Source organism: Actinomadura sp. 7K507, from assembly GCF_004348425.1.
Taxonomy (GTDB): domain Bacteria; phylum Actinomycetota; class Actinomycetes; order Streptosporangiales; family Streptosporangiaceae; genus Spirillospora.
Genome location: NZ_SMKK01000049.1, coordinates 24785 through 44924, shown reverse-complemented (window position 1 = coordinate 44924; position 20140 = coordinate 24785). Strand labels below are relative to the sequence as shown.

The window sequence follows — 20140 nt, the reverse complement described above, 5'->3', positions numbered from 1 at the left end:
CCACGGCCCTCCCGCCCCGTCCCGCTCCACGGACGCGACCTCGGTGTGGAACCGGATGTGCGGGGTGACTCCGAACCGCTCGGCGTAGTCGGCGAGATATCCCGCGACCATGTCGGCGGACGGGTAGTCCGGCCACCGCCCCGGCATCGGGAAGTCCGCGAACTCCGTGCGCCCCTTGCTGGTGTTGAGGTGCAGGGACGCGTAGGCGGGCGACAGGCCGCTGCCGTTGCCGCGCGCCCAGAGCCCGCCGGGACGGTCGCCCTTCTCGTAGACCACGGCCTCGAGACCCGCGTCGCGCAGCGCCTTGCCGGTGGCGAGACCGGCCGCCCCCGCACCGATCACGGCGACACGACAGGTCATTCAGCACTCCGCAGGTGAACATTGATTGTGGTGAGGTCCAACTTTAGGCAGGAGCGCCCGTGAGGGACATGGACGCGACCACGCATTTGGCGACCGAACTTGTGGTGCAACACAATCGTCGTCATGAACGAGGATGACACCGACTGGACGCCGGTCATCGACCTCATCGAGCGCGTCAACGGCGACGAGGACCTGCTGGCGTCCGTGGTCGCCGGGGTGTCCTCGCTGGTACGGGAGGTGTCGGTGCTGCCGCCCGCCGACATCGCCGGCCACACCCGCGTGCTGCTCGCCGCCGCGACCCGCGCGATCGCGTCCCGGCGCGGGCCGACCGAGGCGGAACTGTCGTTCGTGGCCGAGCTCGGCGTCACCCGCGCCAGGCAGGGCGTGCCCATCGAGGCCGTCCTCAGCGCCATCCACGTCGCCGAACGCGCCATCTGGTCCCGGGCACGGGAGGTGGCGGCCCGCGAGGGCATCCGGGCCGGCCTTCTCCTCGACGCGCGGGAACTGTACGACGACTGGGCCGAAGCCGTCCGGTCCCGGCTGATCAAGGCGCACCGCGAGGCGCAGGCGGGCGGACGGGCGGGCCCGGACGAGCGCGACGCCGCGATCCTGCGCCGCCTCCTGGACGGCGGGTCGGCCGCCGCCCTGGCCGCCGCCGAAGCGGGCCTCCCGCCCAACACCCCGCTCTGGGTCCTGACCACCCGCCCCGCCGGCGCCCACGAACCCCCGCGCCGCCTCACCGCCACCACACGCGACGTGCCGGGCTCGCGCGGTCCAGGGGTGTCGGCACTGCTGGACGGGTTGCTGGTCGCCGTGGCCGTGCGGGCGCCCGCGGCCGACGGCGCCGCATACGCGGTCGGGATCGCGGGACCGGCGGAGCCGGAGAACCTGGCGGCCGCGCGCCGGCTCGCCGTGTCCGCGCTCGCCGCCGCGGAGGCGACCGGCCGGACGGGGCCGGTGCACGCCGCGGACGTCGCCGTCCTCGCCGCGATCACCGACCGCACCGACCTGGCCTCCGTCCTGCTCGAACGGCACCGGGCGGCCTGGACCGGCCTCGGCGCGAGCGGCGAGCCGGTCGCGCGGGCGGTGTGCGCCTGGCTGGAGGCGGGGCGCGACGTGACCTCGGCGGCCGGACGCCTGTTCGTGCACCCCAACACGGTGCGGAACCGGGTCCAGCGCTTCACCGAGGCCACCGGGATCGACCCGTCCGACACGTTCGGCGCCGTCAACGCCTGGTGGCTCTGCCGGACCTGGCTCGCACCCGCATGACCGTCGGCGACGCCGACACCGGGAAGATCCGTCGCCGGAACGATCAACCTTTCCGCCTCCCGCCGCGTCAGAATCGTGGGAACGCCGGTACGAATCCGAGGAGCGGCCTGTGACGCGGTGGCGCGTGTCGGATTTCGAGGAGATCCGGGAACTGGGGCGCGGGGCGCAGGGACGGGTCGTCCTCGCGCGGCACGCCGAACGCGGTTTCCCCGTCGCGATCAAGTACCTGCCGGCCGGGGCCGACCCGGACGCGCGGGAACGGTTCCGGCACGAGGCCGTGATGCTCGGACGGGTCGACAACCCGCATGTCGCGCGGCTGTACCGGCTCGTCGAGCACGACGGGGAGCTCGCCATCGTGATGGAGGCGGTGGACGGCGTCTCGTTCAAGGAGATCATCGGCCGGTACGGAACCCTGGAGCCCGAGGCCGCGCTCACCGTCCTGAAGGGCTCGCTGCTCGGCCTCGCCGCCGCCCACGCCGCCGGCGTCGTGCACCGGGACTACAAGCCCGCCAACGTGATCGTCCCCGCCGACGGGCGCAGCAAGCTCATCGACTTCGGCGTCGCCACGGCCGAGGGCGCCGCGTCGGGCGCGGGCACGCCGCTCTACATGGCGCCCGAGCAGTGGCGCGGCGAGCCCGCCACGCCCGCCACCGACGTCTACGCCGCCACCTGCGTGTTCTTCGAGTGCCTGACGGGCGGCCGCGCGTACGGGGGCGGCGACCGCGCGTCGGTCATGGCGGGCCACCTGTCCGGGGACGTCCCGGCCGACGAGGTCCCCGGGCCGCTGCGCCCGCTCATCGCCGCCGGCATGGCCAAGGACCCGGCGGAGCGCCCGCCCGGCGCGGCGGAGTTCGTCGGGGAACTGGACGAACTGGCGCGGACGGCCTACGGGACCGGCTGGGAGTCCAAGGGCCTGCGCACGCTCGCCGGGAGCGCCGTCGCGCTCTCCGCGCTGTTCCCCATCGCCGCCGGTCTCCTCCCGGCCGGCACGGCGGCCGCGGGGGCCGGGGCGGGAGCCGGGACGGCCGCCGGATCGACGGGCCTGCTCAGCGCGGTCGGCACCAAGACGGCCGCCGCCATCGCGGGCACCGCCGTCGTCGGCGCGACGGCCGGAGGCGTCGGCGTCTACCAGGCGTCCACGTCCGCGGAGGAACACCCGGCCGTGGTGAGCACCACCCCGACCCCGTCCGGGGAGCCGATGCGGATCGGCAAGATCACGATCCGCGCCCCGGCCGCCTGGAAGACGCACCCGATGCAGAACCGGGACACCTCCCCCGGCGAATCGACCCCGCCCGACAGCTACTACGTGGCAACCGCGAACAACTGCGACGAGATCGTGGAGCAGGGCGGCATCGCTCCCAGCGCCTACATGTGCCGGGGGTTCTTCGTGCTGGGTCCCAGCTTCTTCGACGCGCCCGGCGCGTACATCGCCAGCCCGTACAAGACCAGCGACAGCTACGGGGTGCTGTTCGGCCAGGACGAGGGCATGAGCTGCCCCCGGCACGAGAACCTGCGGGCGGTCGGCGTCGAGCACGGCGCCACGCGGACGGCGCAACGGTTCGCCGACATCGGCTCGAAGAAGGCGGAGTACAACCAGTGGCGCGTCCCCTGCTACACCCGTGACGCCACCACCGACGACCCGATCGGCTACGGCCCCACCCGCAGGACGCAGTTCGCCTACACCGAGCGCCTGTGGTACCTCCCACAGTCGAAGATGCTGGTCGTCGACCTCTGGGACACCCCCGGCCTGGAACGCCGCCTGACCGACGCCGAATGGGCTTGACCGCATCCGGCTCAGTCGCCGGTGGGGTCCAGGGTTCTCGCCTCCTCTGCCAGTTGCCTGGCGGTGGCCGGGGAGCCTGCCGCGTCCAGTTCGTGGCCCAGTTCTTCCAGTTCGCGGCCGCCGGCCATGAGGGCGGTCAGTTCGTCGCGGGTGATCTCCTCCTTGGTGTGGTAGGCGATGCTCTGGCCGCGGTTGAGGATCAGGAAGCGGTCGCCGACCGGGTAGGCGTGGTGCGGGTTGTGGGTGATGAAGATGACCGCGAGGCCCCGTTCCCGCGCCTGGACGATGTAACGCAGCACCACCCCGGCCTGCTTGACGCCCAGGGCGGCCGTGGGCTCGTCCAGGACGAGGGCCTTGGCGCCGAAGTAGACGGCGCGGGCGATCGCCACGCACTGCCGCTCGCCGCCGGAGAGGGTGCCGATGGGCTGGTTGACATCGCGGAGGTCGATGCCCATCGCGGCCATCTCGCCGTGGGTGGTGGACCGCATGAACTCGACGTCCAGGCGGCCGAGGCCCTTGCGCTTCTCCGAGCCGAGGAAGAAGTTGCGCCAGACCGGCATCAGCGGGACGACCGCGAGGTCCTGGTAGACCGTCGCGATGCCGCGGTCGAGCGCGTCGCGGGGCGAGGCGAACGCGACCTTCTCGCCCTGCACCTCGTAGGCGCCCGTGTCGTGGCGGTGCAGCCCCGCGACGACCTTGATGAGGGTGGACTTGCCCGCCCCGTTGTCGCCCAGGACGCACGTCACCTCGCCGGCGGACGCCTCCAGGCTCACGTCCCGCAGCGCGATGACGTTGCCGTAGTTCTTGCCGACGCCGCTCAGCCTGAGCAGCGGCGCGTCGTTCACATGCACGGGAGACGCGGTCACGAGGCTCGCTCCACTCTGCGCCGGACGACCAGGTTCACCACGGTGGCGATGAGCAGCATCGCGCCGAGGAAGAACCGGAACCAGTCGGGATTCCACTCCGCGTACACGATGCCCTTGTTCGTCATGCCGAAGATGAACGCGCCGATCGCCGCGCCGATCGCCGATCCGTACCCGCCGGTCAGCAGGCATCCGCCGATGACCGCGCAGATGATGTAGAGGAACTCGTTGCCGACGCCCTCCCCGGACTGGACGGTCGCGAACGCGAACACCAGGTGCATGCCGGAGAACCAGGCGCAGAAGGCCACGCCCATGAACAGGCCGATCTTGACGCGGGCGACCGGGACGCCGACCGCGCGGGCGGCGGCGGCCGATCCGCCCGCCGCGAAGATCCAGTTGCCGATGCGGGTGCGCAGCAGGATCCAGGTCGCGATCGCCACGAACAGCAGCCACCAGAACACGGTGATCTTGACCCGGACGTCCAGGATCGTGATGTCGGAGGCGAAGATCGCGCGGGCGCTCCCGAAGCCGTCCATGTCGCGGACGGAGTCGCTCGCGACGTTGCCGGTGAGGGCCTTGGTGACGCCGAGGTTCAGGCCCGCGAGCATGAAGAACATGGCGAGGGTGATGATGAAGCTCGGCAGCTTCGTCCAGTTGTAGAGGAGCCCGTTGACCATCCCGAGCGCCAGCGTCAGGACGAGCGAGATCGCCACGCCCGCCCACACGTTCAGCGTGAACTGGTAGGCGGTCAGTGCGGCGATCAGCGCCGCGGACGTCACCATCACCCCGGCGGACAGGTCGAACTCGCCGCCGATCATCAGCAGCGACACCCCGACCGCCATGATCCCGAACGTGGAGCTCGCGTAGAGCACGGTCGAGAACGAGCCGGTCTGCAGGAACGCGTCCGCGACGACCGAGAAGAACACGAACAGCGCGACGGCGCCGAGCAGCGCGCCGAGCTCCGGGCGGCCCAGCAGCCGCCGCAGCGGCGACTGCCGGGCCAGGCGCTCGTCCGCGCCCGGCCCGGCCACCGGCGGCTCGGTGACCGTGTGGGTCACCGGGTCCCCCGGTCGGCGAACGCCTCCAGTTCCGCGGCGTTGTCCTTGGTGACGATCGCCGGGCCGGTCAGCACCGGGCGCCCGCCGCCGAGGACGTTGCCGTTGTTCTTCAGCAGCCACAGCTGGTCGACGGCCCCGTAGCCCTGGAGGTAGGGCTGCTGGTCGACGGCGAACTCGATGGCGCCCGACTTGATCGAGGCGATGAGGTCCTTGTTCAGGTCGAACGTGCCGATCTTGGCCTCGCTGCCGGTCTCCTCGACCGAGTCGACGGCGGTCGCGGCGAAGGGCGCGCCCAGCGTCAGGACCCCGTCGATGCTCTTGTCGGACTGGAGCTTGGCCGTGATGGACGACTTGACGTCCGGCATGTTCGCGCCCTGGACGAACAGGTTCTCCAGGTCGCCGTCGAACGTCTTGCGCGCGCCGTCGCAGCGGGCCTCCAGGCCCACGTTGCCCTGCTCGTGGACCACGCACAGCGCCTTGGAGGCGCCGATCTTCCCCAGCTCGGTGCCGGCCGCCTCACCCGCGATCGACTCGTCCTGCCCGAAGTGCGCGATCGCGCCGAGCTCCGCCGACTCCTCCTGGCCGGAGTTGATCGAGACCACCGGGATGTCCGCGGCGGCGGCGCGGGCCAGGACGTCCTTCATCGCGTCGGGCTTGGCGAGGGTGACGATGATGCCGTCCACCTTCTTGTCGATGGCGGCCTGGACGAGCTGGGCCTGCTTGCCGCCGTCCGGGTCGGCCGAGTACAGGAACTCGACGTTGTCCTTGTCGGCGGCGGCCTGGGCGCCCTTCTGCACGATGTCCCAGAAGGTGTCACCGGGGGCGGAGTGCGTCACCATGGCGATCTCCAGCCGGGGGCCGGAACCGCCGGTGTCCTCCTCGGCCTCCTTGCCGCCCGAACCGCTGCATGCGCTCAGAACCAGCACGCTCGCGGCGAGAACCGCGAGCCCCTTGGACGATCCACGCGCGAAAACGCCTCTCATCGGATCTGCTCTCCGTTTCTCCCCGAATGGACGGTCTGAGGAGTTGATCACAGATGCTGGCGGCGTGCCCGCTGATCCCCTTCATAACGGGCGCGTGCCCGCCTGGTGGAGTCCAGCGCCGCCACCTCCGCGACCGGGACGTCCCACCATGCCGCACTGTCCGGGGTGCCTGCCAAGGGGTCCGTCTCAATGTGGATAACCGTCGTCCGCGCGGCCCTCCTCGCCTCCCCGAGCGCGTCGCGAAGATCGTCGGCGGTGGACGCGCGGAGCACGCCGGCGCCCAGGCTGGCCGCGTTGGCGGCCAGGTCGACCGGCAGCGGATCGCCGTCGAGGCCCGTGCCGGTGCGGGCGCGGTGACGGGTGCCGAAGCGCTGCGCACCGACCGACTCCGACAGGTTCCCGATCGAGGCGAACCCGTGGTTCTGGACGAGCACGACGATCAGCTTGACTCCCTCGGCGAGGGCCGTGGTCAGCTCCTGGGACATCATCAGGTACGACCCGTCCCCGACGAGGACGAACACCTCGCGGTCGGGAGCGGCCATCTTGACGCCGAGGCCACCGGCGATCTCATAGCCCATGCAGGAGTAGCCGTACTCGACGTGGTAGCCCTTCGGGTCACGGGCCCGCCACAGTTTGTGGAGGTCGCCCGGCATGGACCCGGCGGCGCACACGACGACGTCCTGCGGGCCGCCGGCCTCGTTGACGGCGCCGATGACCTCGGACTGGGCGGGTGGCTTCCCGCCCTGGGACGCGTACGCCCGGTCGACTTTCGCGTTCCAGTCGGCCGTCAGGACTCGGGCCTCGTTCCGGTAGGCGTCCGGGACGCAGTAGCCGTCCACCGCGGCGTTCAGGCCCCGGATGCCTTCCCTGGCGTCCGCGACGACGGTGATGCCCGCGAGTTTGACGGCGTCGGACCTCGCGACGTTGACGTTGACGAACGCCACGTCCGGGTTGGCGAACAGGCTGTGGGACGCGGTCGTGAAGTCGCTGTAGCGGGTGCCTATGCCGATGACGACGTCGGCTTCGCGGGCCAGTGCGTTCGCCGCGGTCGTGCCCGTCGCGCCTATGGCGCCCACTGAGCAGGAATGGTCCCAAGGCAGGGCGCCCTTGCCCGCCTGGGTCTCGGCCACAGGGATCCCGGTGCGTTCGGCGAAGGCGCGCAGGTCGTCGGTGGCCCGGGAGTAGATGACGCCGCCGCCCGCCACGATGAGCGGGCGTTCGGCGGCTTGGAGGACGGCGGACGCCTCGTCCAGCGAAGCGGGTTCGGGCAGAGGCCGCGCTATGCGCCACACCCGCTGGGCGAACAGCTCGTCCGGCCAGTCGTACGCCTCCGCCTGCACGTCCTGTGGCAGCGCCAGCGTGACCGCACCCGTTTCGGCCGGGTCGGTGAGGACGCGCATCGCCGCCATGAGCGCGCTGGGGAGCTGTTCAGGACGGTTGATGCGGTCCCAGTATTTCGACACGGGCTTGAGGCAGTCGTTGACGGACACGTCGTAGGACCGGGCGTCCTCAAGCTCCTGCAACACCGGGTTGGCCGGGCGAGTGGCGAAGACGTCGCCCGGCAAGAGCAGGACGGGCAGCCGGTTGATGGTGGCCAGGGCCGCACCGGTCACCAAGTTGGTCGCCCCAGGGCCGATGGACGTCGTGCAGGCGAAGGTGGCCAGCCGGTCGTTCATCCGGGCGTATCCGGACGCGGTGTGCACCATGGCCTGTTCGTTGCGGGCCATGTAGTACGGGAACTCTCCGTGGTCTGGCGAGTCGTCGGCGTGCTCCAGCAACGCCTGGCCGATGCCTGCGACGTTGCCGTGGCCGAAGATGCCGAAACAGCCCGCGAAGAACCGCCGCCGGTCCCCGTCCCGCTCGCTGTACTGCGCCCCGAGGAACCGGATGAGGGCCTGCCCCACCGTGAGCTTCATGACCGTCCCTCCGGCGAGGTCAGCGGCAGCCGCGGGTCGATCGCCTGCCCCTGCCAGGTGTCACGGATCCAGGCGTGCGCCGGATCGTCGCAGATACGCCAGGCCCGCTCCGGGGACGGCCCGGCCATCACGTTGAGGTAGTAGAGGTCGTGCCCCGGCGGCGCCATGGACGGCCCGTGCCAGCCGTGCGGGATCAGGACGGCATCGCCGCTGCGCACCTCCGCGAGGACGTCGACCGGGCGTCCCGGCGAACCGTAGACGCGCTGGTACGCCATGCCGTCCCGGGCGACCTCGAAGTAGTAGATCTCCTCCAGGACGGCCTCGTCCGGCGTCTCCTCGTCGTGCTTGTGCGGCGGGTAGGACGACCAGCAGCCGCCCGGCGTCAGCACCTCGCACGCGATCAGCTTCTCGGCGAACGGGAAACCCTCCGGGGTACCGAAGTTGTTGACCTGCCGGCTCGCCGGGCCGGCGCCGCGCAGCTCGACGGGGACGTCCCCGGCGGGACCGTAGCGCGGTTCGAGCCGGGCCTCGCAGCGCGCCCCGGCCAGCGCGAACCGGCCGCGCCCGCGCACCGCGACGCGCGCGTCCCGCGGCACGTAGGCGAAGTCGCTGACCCGGCTGAAGACGTGGTCGCGGCCGTCCAGCCCGAACCGCTCGCCGTCGCACTCGACCTCGCACGCCCCGGCGAGCGGCAGCACGATCATCTCGAACTCGCCGGTCCGGAACTCGTGCGAGCCGCCGTCCCGCAGTTCGAGGACGCGCAGCGCCGAGTGCACCCATCCGGCCGACTCGGGCGTCACGACCAGCCCGTACGGCTCCTCGGCGGCCGTTCCCGCGGGCAGGTGGTACTTCATCGGGGGTCCTCCAGGAGAGCTTCGACTTCGTCCGGCGACGGCATCGCGGCGGAGCAGGCGACGCGGGACGCGACGATCGCCCCGGCGGCGCCCGCGAACTCGATCAGCCGCCGCAGGTCCCATCCGGCGAGGAGCCCGTGGCAGATCGCGCCACCGAACGCGTCGCCCGCGCCGAGTCCGTTCACGACGTCGACCTTGACCGGCGGCACCTCCACCACCTCGCCGGCCGTCGCCGCCAGAACGCCCTCCGGCCCCATCTTCACGATCGCGAGTTCGGGGCCGCGGGCCAGGATCGCGCGTGCGGCGGCGTGCGGCTCGCGCTCCCCCACGGCGACCTCGCACTCGTCCAGGTTCCCCACCGCTACGGAGGCGCGCTCCAGAGCGAGCCCTGCCCAATGCGGGGCCTCGGCGGGGTCGGCCCACAACATCGGCCGGTAATCGAGGTCGATGACGGTCTGCCCGGGGTGTTCGCCGAGCGCGGTCAGTGTCGCCTCACGGCTCGGCTCCTGCGAGAGCCCGGTGACGGTGGCCCACAGGATGCGCGCCTCACGGATCGCCTCTAGGTCGAGCTCGTGCGGATGGATTTCCAGGTCAGGGGCCTTGGGGTAGCGGTAGAAGTACAGCGGGAAGTCGTCCGGAGGGAAGATCTCGCAGAAGGCCAGCGGGGTCGGCAGCCCGGGGACGGCCGTGACGAACCGGTCGTCCACCCCGTACCCCTTGAGGGCGTTGTGGACGAACCGGCCGAACGGGTCGTCCCCGGTGCGGGTGACGACGGCGGCGCTGCGGCCGTGCTTCGCCGCGGCCACCGCGACGTTGGTGGGGCTGCCGCCGAGGTACCTGCCGAACGACTCGACGTCCTCCAGCGGCACGCCCACCTGGTCCGGGTAGACGTCGACGCTCACTCGTCCCATCGTGATGAGGTCGAAGGTCATCGGGCCACTCCGGTGAGGAAGTCCAGGCTTCTGCGGACGTCGTCGTAGGGACCGCCGCCTTCTGCGGGCTCCTCGGTCAGGACGGTGTCCTGCTCCATCACGTACCAGCCTTCGTAACCGGCGCCCTCCAGCGCGCGGATGATGCCGGAGATGTCGATGTCGCCGTCCCCCAGCGGCCGGTACAGGCCGTCGCGAACCGCGTCCGTGTAGGTGACCTGGCCGTTGAGCACGCGGTCGGCGAGCGCGGCGTCCACGTCCTTCAGGTGGACGTGCGCGATGCGTGGTGCGGCGAAGCGCGCCAGCCACACCGGGTCGGTGCCGCCGACGAGCAGGTGCCCGGTGTCCAGGCACAGCGGGACGCTGCTGCCGCCCAGCACCCGCTCGACCTCCGCGCGCCGTTCCACGACCGTCCCGACATGCGGATGGAGGGTGACCAGGCGGCCGCGTGCGGCGGCCCGCAGGGTGATCGCGTCGAGGTTGGCCAGCAGCGTCGCCCACGCCTTGGTGTCCAGTTCCGGACGCCCGTCGTAGCCGTCCAGCCCGGTCGCGGCGGCCAGGATGAGGACGCCGCCGGCGCGGTCCAGGGCGCGGTCGACGTCCGGCATCGGGTCGTACGCCGGATCGTGCAGGACCGTCGGGACGAACGCCCCCACGAGACCCAGCCCGTAGGACGCCAGCAGCGCGTCCCTCGCGCCCGTGTCGCCGGGCAGGAAGCCGTCCGGCCCCAGTTCCGTCGCCGCGAGGCCGAGGTCGCGCATGTCGGCGAGGACCCGTCCGGGCTCCAGCTGATGACCCCAGCCGGGGACCTCGCACACGCCCCACGAGATCGGCGCGGCCGCGACCCTCATCGCCGCACCTCCTCGGTCCCGACGATCCGCCCTTCCCGGAAGGACAGCTCGCACGCCTCCGCGAGGTAGAACGCCTCCAGCGCCTCCTCAGGCGGGCACGGGTTGCCGCGGCGGCCGGCCACCACGTCCACGAAGGCGCGCAGTTCGGCGTCGTAGGCGTCCGCGAACCGCTCCATGAAGCCGCCGTAGGCGTGTTTCGGCGCCCCGCCCGGCTCGCTCTCCGGGGCATCGGGTTCGGGCAGTGCGGACACGGGCGTCCGTTCGTCCATACCGGTGACGATGCTGTCCTTGGACCCGAACAGCTCCAGGCGCGAGTCGTATCCGGCGGCGTTGTAGCGGGTGGCCGACACGAGCCCGAGCGTCCCGTCGTCCAGGACGAGCAGGGCGGATCCGGTGTCGATGTCGCCGCACTCGCGGAAGAAGTCGTCGCCGCGGTTGGAGCCGGAGGCCATCACCCGGACGACCTCGCGTCCCGTCACGAACCGGATGAGGTCCAGGTCGTGGATGACGCAGTCGCGGAAGAGCCCGCCGGACGTCGGGACGTACTCGGCGGGCGGCGGCGCGGGGTCGAAGCTGCACGAGCGGACGGTGTGCAGCCAGCCGAGCCGCCCGGACGCCAGGGCTTCGCGCGCCGCGGCGTTCCCGGAATCGAACCGGCGCTGGAACCCCACCTGCACGGGCACCCCGGCGGTGGCCGCGGCGGCCACTGTTTGGAACGTTCCATCAAGATCCGGCGCGAGCGGCTTCTCGCAGAACACCGGAATCCGGGCGGCCATGGCCCGCTCCACCAGGTGCGCGTGCGCGTCGGTGGCCGCGGCGACGACCAGCCCGTCCAGGCCGGCGGAGAACAGGTCCCCGACCGCGTCCAGCGCCGCGACGCGCGGCGATCGGGGCAGCCGGGCGGCCAGGTCGCGGGCGCGGCCCGGATCCGCGTCGGCGATGCGGAGGGCCTCCACATCGGGCAGTTCACACAGAGCGGTGGCGTGGCGCGCGCCTATGCGTCCCGCGCCTGCCAGTCCGATCTTCATCGATCCCCTCCCGGTCGGCGGTCAGGTGACTCACGAGTGTGCTGGAGCGTTCCAGGAGCGTCAACGATCGGTTGTGCGCGTTCCCGGTATTGGAAGTGTCCGAAATCGCGGTCGTTACTCTTGGGCGAGGGGCGATCAGGGCTGTCGCCCGGACGTTACCAAGCGCTAGTTTGTGAGCCATGCGGGTCTTCGTCACCGGCGCCTCCGGGTTCGTCGGGTCCTACACCGTCCGTGCCCTCCTGGCCGCCGGGCACCGCCCGCGCGCGCTGGTCCGCGACCCGGGCAAGACGACGAAGATCCTGGAGACGATCGGCGTCAACGCAGCGGACGTGGAACTCGTCCCAGGCGACATGCTGGACGCGGACACCGTCACGCAGGCGCTCGACGGCTGCGACGCCGCGATCCACGCCGCCGCCGCGATCGGCGTGACCGGTGCCGCCGGAGATCTCGTCGAAGCCAACGTCCGGGGCACCCGCAACGTCGTCGGCGGAGCCGTCGCCCGCGGCCTCGACCCCGTGGTCCACGTCTCGACGATCGGGGTGTTCGTCCCGCCGTCCGCCCCGGTCATCACCGCGGACGGCGCCCTCGCGAGCCCGCGCACCGGCTACGGCCAGTCCAAGCTGGCCGCCGAGCGGTACGCCCGCGACCTGCAGGCCGACGGCGCACCGGTCACGATCGTCTACCCGGGCGGCGTGTGCGGCCCCCACCAGCCCACCCTGGACACGCTGATGGAGGGCCTGGCCGCCGCGCTGGGGAAGGTGTGGCCGCTCCCGGGCGGCGGCGTCTCGGTCATCGACGTCCGCGACCTCGGCGAGGCGCTGGCACGTTCCGTCGGCGCCCGGCAGGGACCGAGCCGGTGGGTCCTGGGCGGCCACTACCTGACCTGGCCCCAGTACGCGGACCTCTGCGACCGCCTCACCGGCGTGAGATGCCGGCGCGTCCCGGTCCCGAGCCGCGTGATGCTCGGGCTCGGCTCGGCCCTGGACGCGGCCAAGCGCGTCCGCCGGTTCGACTATCCGCTCACCCGCGACGCCGCCGAGTTCATGGTGACGCTGGTGCCGACCGACGACCGTCCCGCCCTGGACGCGCTGGACCTCACCCTGCGTCCGGTCGAGGATACGGTCGCCGACGGCCTGCGATGGCTGGCCGAGACCGGCCACCTGAAACCACGCCGGGCCGGGCGGCTCGCGCCCGAGGAGAAGCCGATGCCGGAAACGAACGTCTCCCGTCCTCGCCGGCGCGCGCCGGGCGGCGGCCACACCGGCAGGCCGGGAGAGAAGCGTTCGCTGATCCAGCGCACCTTCGGACCGGTCTTCCACCGGGTCTCCGGCGCCGGATGGTTCGCCAAGATCGGCCCCAGGATCGTCCCGCCCATCGACAAAGCCCTGCACAAGGTCAGCGGGGGGCGCCTCCTGCTCGGCCAGCTCCTCGTCCCCAGCCTCGTGCTGACGACGACCGGCGCGGTCAGCGGACTCCCCCGCTCGACACCCCTGGCGTGCCTCCCCGACGACGACGGCGGCTTCTTCGTCGTGGGCTCCAACTTCGGGCGCGAGAAGCACCCCGCCTGGACCGGGAACCTCCTGAAGAACCCCGAGGCCGAGGTCAGCTTCCAGGGACGTACCGTGCCCGTCACCGCCCACCTGCTGGACGGCGCCGAACGCACCGAGATCTGGCCCCGTCTCACCCAGGTGTGGCCCGTCTACGACCGCTACGTGGAACGCGCGGACCGCGAGCTGAGAATCTTCCGCCTCACGCCTAGGTAGACGTCACCCGGTCAGTCGCCTCGGACGGTTCTGGAGAGGCGGCGGCCCAGGATGATGTAAGCGATGACCACACCGGCGACATTGAGGATGACGTCGTCGATGTCGAAGGCGCGGCCCATGACGAGGGCGCCCTGGATCGCCTCGATGACGAGCGAGAGCATGCCAGCGAGCAGGGCCAGGCGTATGGGGCCGCGGAGGGTCGTCCAGACGATGGGGAGGAGCACGCCAAGGGGTGCGAGGAGCGCGAGGTTGCCGCCGATCTGGAGCAACGCATCCTTGGTAGGACGGTCCAGGTAGAAGCGGAGCGAGCGGCCGGGGTCGGTGTTCCCGCCCGCCTGGCCGTTGTCCCGGACGGGAGTCAGCGTCAGCTTGAAAGCGAAATAGAAGAACACGCCGAGAGCGCCCAACGCGATCGTCACTACGACGACGCGCAGGGCGATGACGTACCAAGGGGCCTTCTCGCCCGGGGCCGCGGGCTGCCACATCTCCGTCAACACCCGCCGCAGCGTCCCCGTCCCCTGGCCGGCCATGCACGACCGGGGATACGGGGTGGCCGAAACCCGCATTGACGTCGCAACGCCCGCGCCGGGTTCAGGCCCGGCGCGGGCGTTGCGCGAGGGTCAGGCCGCCACCGGCGTGTTGGCCGGCTCCAGGGCCAGGTCCAGCACCTCGCGGACGTCGCTCACGGCGAAGACCGTGAGGTTCTCCAGCACCTCGGCCGGGACGTCCTCAAGGTCCGGCTCGTTGCGCTTCGGCACGATCGCGGTGGTGATGCCGAGCCGGGACGCGGCCAGCAGCTTCTGCTTCAGGCCCCCGATCGGCAGCACCCGCCCGGTCAGCGACACCTCGCCGGTCATCGCGACGTCCGAGCGGACCGCCCGGCCCGACAGCAGCGACGCCAGCGCGGTCGTCATCGTGATGCCCGCGCTCGGCCCGTCCTTCGGGATCGCGCCGGCGGGCACGTGGACGTGCACGCCGCGGTCCTTCAGGTCGCCGACCGGCAGCTCCAGCTCCGCCCCGCGCGAACGCAGGTAGCTGAGCGCGATCCGCGCCGACTCCTTCATGACGTCGCCGAGCTGCCCGGTGAGCGTCACGCCCGTGTCGCCGGTCTCCTTGTCGGCCAGCGACGCCTCGATGTAGAGGACGTCGCCGCCCGCGCCGGTGACCGCCAGGCCCGTCGCGACGCCGGGCACGCCCGTCCGCCGCTCGTTCCTGCTCAGCTCGACCTCCGGCGTGTACCTGGGCCGCCCCAGGTAGTCCTTCAGGTCGCCGGCGCCGATCGAGACCGGCAGCCCGGACTTCTCCAGCGCCACGTTCGCGGCGACCTTCCGCAGCACCCGCGCGATCGACCGGTCCAGCGACCGGACGCCCGCCTCGCGGGTGTACTCGGCCGCCAGCAGCCGCAGCGCGTCGTCGCCGAAGCCCACCTCGGACGCCTCCAGCCCCGCCTTGTCGAGCTGGCGCGGCAGCAGGTGGTCGCGGGCGATCGTGACCTTCTCGTGCTCGGTGTAGCCGTCCAGCTCCACGAGCTCCATCCGGTCGAGCAGCGGCGCGGGGATCGCCTCCACCACGTTCGCGGTGGCGAGGAACAGCACGTCGCTCAGGTCGAGCTCCACCTCCAGGTAGTGGTCCCGGAACGTGTGGTTCTGCTCGGGGTCGAGGACCTCCAGCAGCGCCGCCGTCGGGTCGCCCCGGTAGTCGGCGCCGACCTTGTCGACCTCGTCCAGCAGGACGACCGGGTTCATCGAACCGGCCTCGCGGACGGCGCGGACGATCCGGCCCGGCAGCGCACCCACGTACGTACGGCGGTGGCCACGGATCTCGGCCTCGTCCCTGACACCGCCCAAGGCGACCCTGACGAACTTGCGTCCCATGGCCCGTGCGACCGACTCGCCGAGGGACGTCTTACCAACGCCAGGAGGCCCGGTCAGAGCCAGGACCGCACCGCTCCTGCGTCCGCCCACAACGCCCAGGCCCCGGTCCTCACGCCGCTTGCGCACGGCCAGGTACTCGACGATGCGCTCCTTCACGTCGTCGAGCCCCGCGTGGTCGGCGTCCAGTATCTCCCGTGCGCCGGTGATGTCGTAGGCGTCCTCGGTCCGGTCGTTCCACGGGATGTCCAGGACCGTGTCCAGCCAGGTGCGGATCCAGCCGCCCTCGGGCGAGGCGTCGGACGACCGCTCCAGCTTGTCGACCTCCTTCAGCGCCGCCTCGCGGACCTGCTCCGGCAGGTTCGCCGCCTCGATGCGGGCCCGGTAGTCGTCCTCCTCGTCGGCGGGGTCGCCGTTCAGCTCGGCCAGCTCCTTGCGGATGGCCTCCTGCTGCTGCCGCAGCAGGAACTCCCGCTGCGTCTTCTCCATGCCCTCCTGGACGTCCTTGCGGATCGTCTCCGCCACGTCCAGCTCGGCCAGATGGTCGCGCGCCCACCCGATCACCAGGTCGAGCCGCTCCACCACATCCGGCGTCTCCAGGACCTCGGTCTTCTGCTCGTCCGACAGGTAGGGCGCGTATCCGGCGTTGTCGGCCAGCGTGGACGGGTCGTCGATCTGCTGCACGACGTCCACGACCTGCCAGGCGCCGCGCTTCTGCAGGATCGCGCTGACCAGGCTCTTGTACTCCTTCGCCAGTTCCTGCGCGCGCCCGGACGGCTCCGGCACCTCGATCAGGGTGCCCTCGACCCACAGCGCCACGCCCGGCCCGGTCGTCCCGGTCCCGATCCGCACGCGCTGCACGCCCCGGACGACGGCCCCCGGCTCACCGCCGGGCAGCCGCCCCTCCTGCTCGATGACGCCGAGCGTCCCGATGCCGGCGTACTGCCCGTCCATCCTGGGCACCAGCAGCACCCGCGGCTTGCTCGCCGACCGGATGCCCGGCCCCTTGGACTGGGCCACCGCCCGCGCGGCCTCGATGGCGGCCCGCACTTCGCCGCTCTCGGACAGGTCCAGGGGCACCACCATGCCCGGCAGAACGGCCCCGTCGTCCAGGGGCAGCACCGGCAACGTCAGGGTCTCGCTCATGCTCAGCTCCAAGTCCGTACGTCCACCCAACATCAAGTTGAGTCATACTCACTCAAGAAAACGGAGCAGCATTTTGTTTCCTCAGCAACGTTCGCTGAGAGCGATCACTGTTTCCCACTCGCCGCCGACGCGCCGAGCGGCGGCCGCCGCGGTCCTCCCGGCCTGCGCCGCACTGCTCCCCGGACGCCCGCGGGGGAGGCGAGGCCGGTGGCGGCGCGCACGCGGGCGGGCGGGCAACGAGGAGGCAAAGTCCGCTTCGCGATCATGATTCTTTGCGCCGGGGGCGGTTTACGTGCGCATGACGTGGGGGTACCTAACGCAACGAGATCGTGACACAGGGTGAACGAAAGATCCTCGGGGCGGCAAAGCCCCAGGTCGAAAGTAGGAGGGGTCCGGGATGCACCGCACAGAGCGTGAGAACCGGCCCGTCCCGGCGCCCCTGTCCCCGCGCGGCCCGGTCCGTACGGCCGAGGGCGGTCACGGCGTGCTCGACCGCGGCGGGCACCGTCCCCCAAACGGTGCCGCGGCGAGCGCGCACGGCGATACACCTCGGGTCCTCGGCCGTACCGGACCGGCCCGGCGCTTCGACCACCTCCGGACCCCGGTGCCGCACGCCCCCGCGGCACCGGCGTCCCCCACGAGCCGGGCCGGCGGCACCACCCGAGCCGTGCCGCCGGCCCGGCCTCCGTCATCCGGACGCCGCCGCGGCGTCCTTCCCCGGACGCCGGCCGGGTCACCCGGCCGGCCGGAGCGGAAGGGAGGTGGGAACCAGCCCCGAGACGAACCGGCTTCCAGCCGGTGAAACACAGGCGGCCGGAACTCCGTCCGACCCCCGTCCCGGCCGCCAGCGCAGTGAACGCTTCTCACCCGGTGCGGATCACCAAGGAGAAGGGTTCGACAGGGATCACTGCGGAGCCGGGCCCGTGCAGGCGTCACGCCCCACGGGTCCCGGTTCGCAGTTTCCGGCGCCAGACCTGCCCGTGGACGACGTCCCCGAAGCGTTCCACCGGGGGCTCCTCCGCTTCCAGGACGAATCCGGCCCGCTCGTAGACGCGGTGTGCCGGGCGCTGGAGCGCGGTCGTCCACAGCATGATCTCGGAGTATCCGGCGCCGGCGGCGAAGCGGACGCACTCGCCGACCAGCGCGGCTCCGACGCCCATGCCCCGCGTGTCCGGCTCGACGTGCAGCAGCCGGAGCTGCGCGACGTCTCCGGTCCGGCGGACGCAGAGGACGCCGCCGACGCGCACGCCGCCGGACTCGGCGATCCAGGCGTTCTCGCGCTCCGGGTCGTGATTCTGGACGTAGTCGGCGACGACCTCCGCGACGAGCGCCTCGTAGGTGCGGTCCCAGCCGCATTCCCGGTCGTAGAGGTCGCCGTTGCGCTCCACGATCCAGCCGAGGTCGCCGGGGCGCAGCGGGCGCAGGACGAAGCCGTCCGGGCGAGGACGGTCCCCGAGGATGTCGTGGACGGCGCGCATCGCGGCCAGGAGGCGCCGCCGGTCCCCGGCGGGCAGATCGCCCAGCAGCCCGCGGATGTCGGCGACGGACCGCTCGTCGAGCATGGCGAACACTTCGCGGCCGCGCGGGGTGAGCCGGACGATCTGCCGGCGGCCGTCGCCGGGTGCGCGTGTCCGCTCGGCGAGCCCGTCGGCCTCGAACCGGGCCAGCATCCGGCTGAGGTAGCCGGGGTCGAGGCCGAGGGCACGGCGCAGGGCGAGGACCTCGGTGTCGCTCCTCTGAGCCAGCTCGAAGATCACCCGCGCCTCGGTGAGGGAGTACGGCGTCTCGACGAGCCCCTCCCCGAGCACGCCGATCACCCCGGTGTAGAACCGGTTGAACGACCGGACCGTGCGGATGTCCCCTTCGGTAACCTCCATGCCCGTCCCTCCAACGTTTGACTCAGTCAAATATTAGGGGACGAAGGCGGCGGCCATCCAGTGCCGGGGGCTGCCGTCAGGCGGGCGCTTCGGCCTTTGCGTCACCGAGGGCGCGCGCCTCCTGGACGATCCTGCGCTCGACGAAGAAGGTCATCAGCGGCACGATCCCGCCGAGCACGATCACGGCCATCCTGCTCAGCGGCCAGCCGGTCCGCCGCCACAGGTCGTAGGCGCCCGCCAGGTAGACCATGTAGAAGAAGCCGTGGATCGGCGAGACGACGGCCACCATCTCCGGCATGTCCGTCGGCCCGTACTTCAGGACCATGCCGATCGTCAGCAGCACCAGAAGCGTGCCGACCACCAGCGCCAGGATCCGGTACCTGGTCACCGCGCCTTCCAAAGATCACACCTTTCGTCGCCGTCCCCCATGGGACGGTTCACACGGACCGTCCGGGTGGGGCCCGCACGGGGGCGGTCCCCGCGCGGCCGGGTCAGCGGATTCCGCCGGTCCCGGAGTTGAGCCGCGCGAGGTAGCGGTTGTAGGCGGCGAGGGCGGGGTCCTCGTCCTCCTGCTGCCGGATGATCTCCCGCTTGACCGCGGCCTCCGCGGGCTCCTCGATCTCCTTGGGCGCCGGGGCGGTGCCCGCCCGCTCGTCGCGGATCATCTTGACCCACATCACGACCACGAAGAGCGCGAAGATCGGCCATTCGAAGGTGTAGGCCCAACTGCGGTCGTTGCCACTCTGGGCGCGGTCGAACTGCCACCAGCCGAAGGCGAGGAACGCGCCGCACAGAACGAGCGCCAGCACGTGCAGCGCAAGCCAGCCTGGGGTGAGGAACCGTCGCACGTCCCCGAGCCTACCCCCGGGACCGCGGACCGCCGCCACGACCCCGTCCTTGCACCTGGGTGGGATGCCACCGCACTCGCTCCCGCATCGTGAGGAGGCACGGCGGTGTTGAAGGAAAGACGGACCCGCATGGGACGCTGAACAAACCGGGAAGGAGTACCTCGCAATGACCGAGACCCTCGCGTTCGGCACGGTCGACACCGTGCTCGGCCGCCTGCTCGTCGCCGAGACCGACACGGGCGTCGTCTCGCTGGACTTCCACGACACCCCCGCCGCCCGCGCCCGCACGGCCAAGGCCACGGGCCTTCCCGTCGTGGACGCCCCTGATCGCCTGGCCCCGGCCCTGTCCGCGCTCCACGACTACTTCAGCGGCGACCTGAAGCACTTCGAGGTACCGATCGACTGGCGTCTCACCTCCGACGTCCAGCGGCAGGTCCTGTCGACGCTGTACGACTCCGTCCCGTACGGGGAGGTCATCACCTACGGCACGCTCGGCGACCGCAGCGGCACCGGCGTCCACGCGCAGGTCATCGGCCAGGTGATGGGCGCCAACCCGATCCCCCTGATCGTCCCCTGCCACCGCGTGGTCGCCTCGAACGGCCTGGGCGGCTACAGCGGCGGCTCCGGCGTCGAGGTCAAGCGCTGGCTCCTCACCCTGGAGGGCGCCATCCCCGCCACCCTCGACTGGGACCTCACCCGAGCCCCGTAGACCGCCGTCTCCACGCAGGCGTCCGCGTGGTC

At 71.9% G+C, this 20140-nt stretch carries 18 protein-coding genes; 4 read left to right on the top strand and 14 right to left on the bottom strand.

Features of this window, described 5'->3' with window-relative positions:
- Nucleotides 1–360, bottom strand: a 360-nt coding sequence (locus tag E1285_RS13860) for an FAD-dependent oxidoreductase (RefSeq protein ID WP_132151906.1), incomplete at its 3' end; no start/stop codon positions are given.
- Nucleotides 361–483: 123 nt separating this feature from the next.
- Here E1285_RS13860 and E1285_RS13855 point away from each other — a divergent pair.
- Together E1285_RS13855 and E1285_RS13850 are read left to right on the top strand one after the other, a co-directional pair.
- A complete protein-coding gene (locus E1285_RS13855) occupies nt 484–1629 on the top strand; it encodes a helix-turn-helix domain-containing protein (protein WP_132151904.1) in 1146 nt (381 codons plus the stop codon).
- Nucleotides 1630–1738: 109 nt separating this feature from the next.
- On the top strand, nt 1739–3412 hold the full coding sequence (locus E1285_RS13850; RefSeq protein WP_132151902.1) for a serine/threonine-protein kinase: 1674 nt from the start codon (nt 1739–1741) through the stop codon (nt 3410–3412).
- Nucleotides 3413–3423: 11 nt separating this feature from the next.
- Here E1285_RS13850 and E1285_RS13845 read toward each other — a convergent pair whose 3' ends face one another.
- The 8 genes from E1285_RS13845 to E1285_RS13810 are packed head-to-tail and all read right to left on the bottom strand — an operon-like array spanning nt 3424 to nt 11894.
- Entirely contained in the window at nt 3424–4278 is an 855-nt protein-coding gene (locus E1285_RS13845) for an ATP-binding cassette domain-containing protein (RefSeq protein WP_132151900.1), read from the bottom strand.
- Complete coding sequence (locus tag E1285_RS13840; protein WP_132151898.1) at nt 4275–5333, bottom strand: ABC transporter permease; 1059 nt, start codon at nt 5331–5333, stop codon at nt 4275–4277. Before E1285_RS13840 ends, E1285_RS13845 begins: the two co-directional genes overlap by 4 nt.
- Nucleotides 5330–6316, bottom strand: a complete 987-nt coding sequence (locus E1285_RS13835) for a sugar ABC transporter substrate-binding protein (RefSeq protein WP_132151896.1) — start codon at nt 6314–6316, stop codon at nt 5330–5332. The genes E1285_RS13840 and E1285_RS13835 overlap by 4 nt, the downstream gene beginning before the upstream one ends.
- Nucleotides 6317–6363: 47 nt before the next feature.
- A complete protein-coding gene (iolD, locus tag E1285_RS13830) occupies nt 6364–8232 on the bottom strand; it encodes a 3D-(3,5/4)-trihydroxycyclohexane-1,2-dione acylhydrolase (decyclizing) (protein WP_132151894.1) in 1869 nt (622 codons plus the stop codon).
- A complete protein-coding gene (gene iolB / locus E1285_RS13825; protein ID WP_132151892.1) occupies nt 8229–9086 on the bottom strand; it encodes a 5-deoxy-glucuronate isomerase in 858 nt (285 codons plus the stop codon). The genes iolD and iolB overlap by 4 nt, the downstream gene beginning before the upstream one ends.
- Entirely contained in the window at nt 9083–10018 is a 936-nt protein-coding gene (iolC, locus tag E1285_RS13820) for a 5-dehydro-2-deoxygluconokinase (protein WP_132151890.1), read from the bottom strand. The genes iolB and iolC overlap by 4 nt, the downstream gene beginning before the upstream one ends.
- Nucleotides 10015–10866, bottom strand: coding sequence for a TIM barrel protein (locus tag E1285_RS13815; RefSeq protein ID WP_132151888.1), 852 nt, complete (start codon nt 10864–10866; stop codon nt 10015–10017). Before E1285_RS13815 ends, iolC begins: the two co-directional genes overlap by 4 nt.
- Nucleotides 10863–11894, bottom strand: coding sequence for a Gfo/Idh/MocA family oxidoreductase (locus E1285_RS13810; RefSeq protein WP_132151886.1), 1032 nt, complete (start codon nt 11892–11894; stop codon nt 10863–10865). The genes E1285_RS13815 and E1285_RS13810 overlap by 4 nt, the downstream gene beginning before the upstream one ends.
- A 179-nt stretch (nt 11895–12073) precedes the next feature.
- Between E1285_RS13810 and E1285_RS47310 the strand changes: the two genes are divergently transcribed.
- Nucleotides 12074–13657: a nitroreductase family deazaflavin-dependent oxidoreductase gene (locus tag E1285_RS47310; protein WP_132151884.1), complete on the top strand. Its 1584-nt coding sequence runs from the start codon at nt 12074–12076 to the stop codon at nt 13655–13657.
- 11 nt (nt 13658–13668) lie between these two features.
- Here E1285_RS47310 and E1285_RS13800 read toward each other — a convergent pair whose 3' ends face one another.
- The 5 genes from E1285_RS13800 to E1285_RS13780 form a co-directional block, all read right to left on the bottom strand.
- Complete coding sequence (locus E1285_RS13800) at nt 13669–14154, bottom strand: VanZ family protein (protein WP_243722763.1); 486 nt, start codon at nt 14152–14154, stop codon at nt 13669–13671.
- A gap of 123 nt (nt 14155–14277) precedes the next feature.
- Nucleotides 14278–16674 carry an endopeptidase La gene (gene lon, locus E1285_RS13795; RefSeq protein ID WP_132151880.1) on the bottom strand — a complete coding sequence of 799 codons (2397 nt, stop codon included), beginning with the start codon at nt 16672–16674 and terminating at the stop codon, nt 14278–14280.
- A gap of 932 nt (nt 16675–17606) precedes the next feature.
- Complete coding sequence (locus E1285_RS13790) at nt 17607–18551, bottom strand: helix-turn-helix domain-containing GNAT family N-acetyltransferase (protein WP_132151878.1); 945 nt, start codon at nt 18549–18551, stop codon at nt 17607–17609.
- A gap of 76 nt (nt 18552–18627) precedes the next feature.
- Nucleotides 18628–18951, bottom strand: coding sequence for a DUF3817 domain-containing protein (locus E1285_RS13785; protein ID WP_132151876.1), 324 nt, complete (start codon nt 18949–18951; stop codon nt 18628–18630).
- Between the two features lie 91 nt (nt 18952–19042).
- Entirely contained in the window at nt 19043–19399 is a 357-nt protein-coding gene (locus E1285_RS13780) for a hypothetical protein (protein WP_132151874.1), read from the bottom strand.
- A 166-nt stretch (nt 19400–19565) separates the two neighbouring features.
- Here E1285_RS13780 and E1285_RS13775 point away from each other — a divergent pair, with 166 nt between their 5' ends.
- Nucleotides 19566–20108: a methylated-DNA--[protein]-cysteine S-methyltransferase gene (locus tag E1285_RS13775; RefSeq protein WP_132151872.1), complete on the top strand. Its 543-nt coding sequence runs from the start codon at nt 19566–19568 to the stop codon at nt 20106–20108.
- Nucleotides 20109–20140 lie beyond the last annotated feature (32 nt).

Coding starts and splice junctions, on each gene's coding strand:
- E1285_RS47310 (WP_132151884.1), top strand. CDS start 12,074: ATGCGGGTCTTCGTCACCGGCGCCTCCGGGTTCGTCGGGTCCTACACC.
- E1285_RS13815 (WP_132151888.1), bottom strand. CDS start 10,866: ATGAGGGTCGCGGCCGCGCCGATCTCGTGGGGCGTGTGCGAGGTCCCC.
- E1285_RS13835 (WP_132151896.1), bottom strand. CDS start 6,316: ATGAGAGGCGTTTTCGCGCGTGGATCGTCCAAGGGGCTCGCGGTTCTC.
- iolB (WP_132151892.1), bottom strand. CDS start 9,086: ATGAAGTACCACCTGCCCGCGGGAACGGCCGCCGAGGAGCCGTACGGG.
- E1285_RS13775 (WP_132151872.1), top strand. CDS start 19,566: ATGACCGAGACCCTCGCGTTCGGCACGGTCGACACCGTGCTCGGCCGC.
- iolD (WP_132151894.1), bottom strand. CDS start 8,232: ATGAAGCTCACGGTGGGGCAGGCCCTCATCCGGTTCCTCGGGGCGCAG.
- iolC (WP_132151890.1), bottom strand. CDS start 10,018: ATGACCTTCGACCTCATCACGATGGGACGAGTGAGCGTCGACGTCTAC.
- E1285_RS13810 (WP_132151886.1), bottom strand. CDS start 11,894: ATGAAGATCGGACTGGCAGGCGCGGGACGCATAGGCGCGCGCCACGCC.
- E1285_RS13790 (WP_132151878.1), bottom strand. CDS start 18,551: ATGGAGGTTACCGAAGGGGACATCCGCACGGTCCGGTCGTTCAACCGG.
- lon (WP_132151880.1), bottom strand. CDS start 16,674: ATGAGCGAGACCCTGACGTTGCCGGTGCTGCCCCTGGACGACGGGGCC.
- E1285_RS13855 (WP_132151904.1), top strand. CDS start 484: ATGAACGAGGATGACACCGACTGGACGCCGGTCATCGACCTCATCGAG.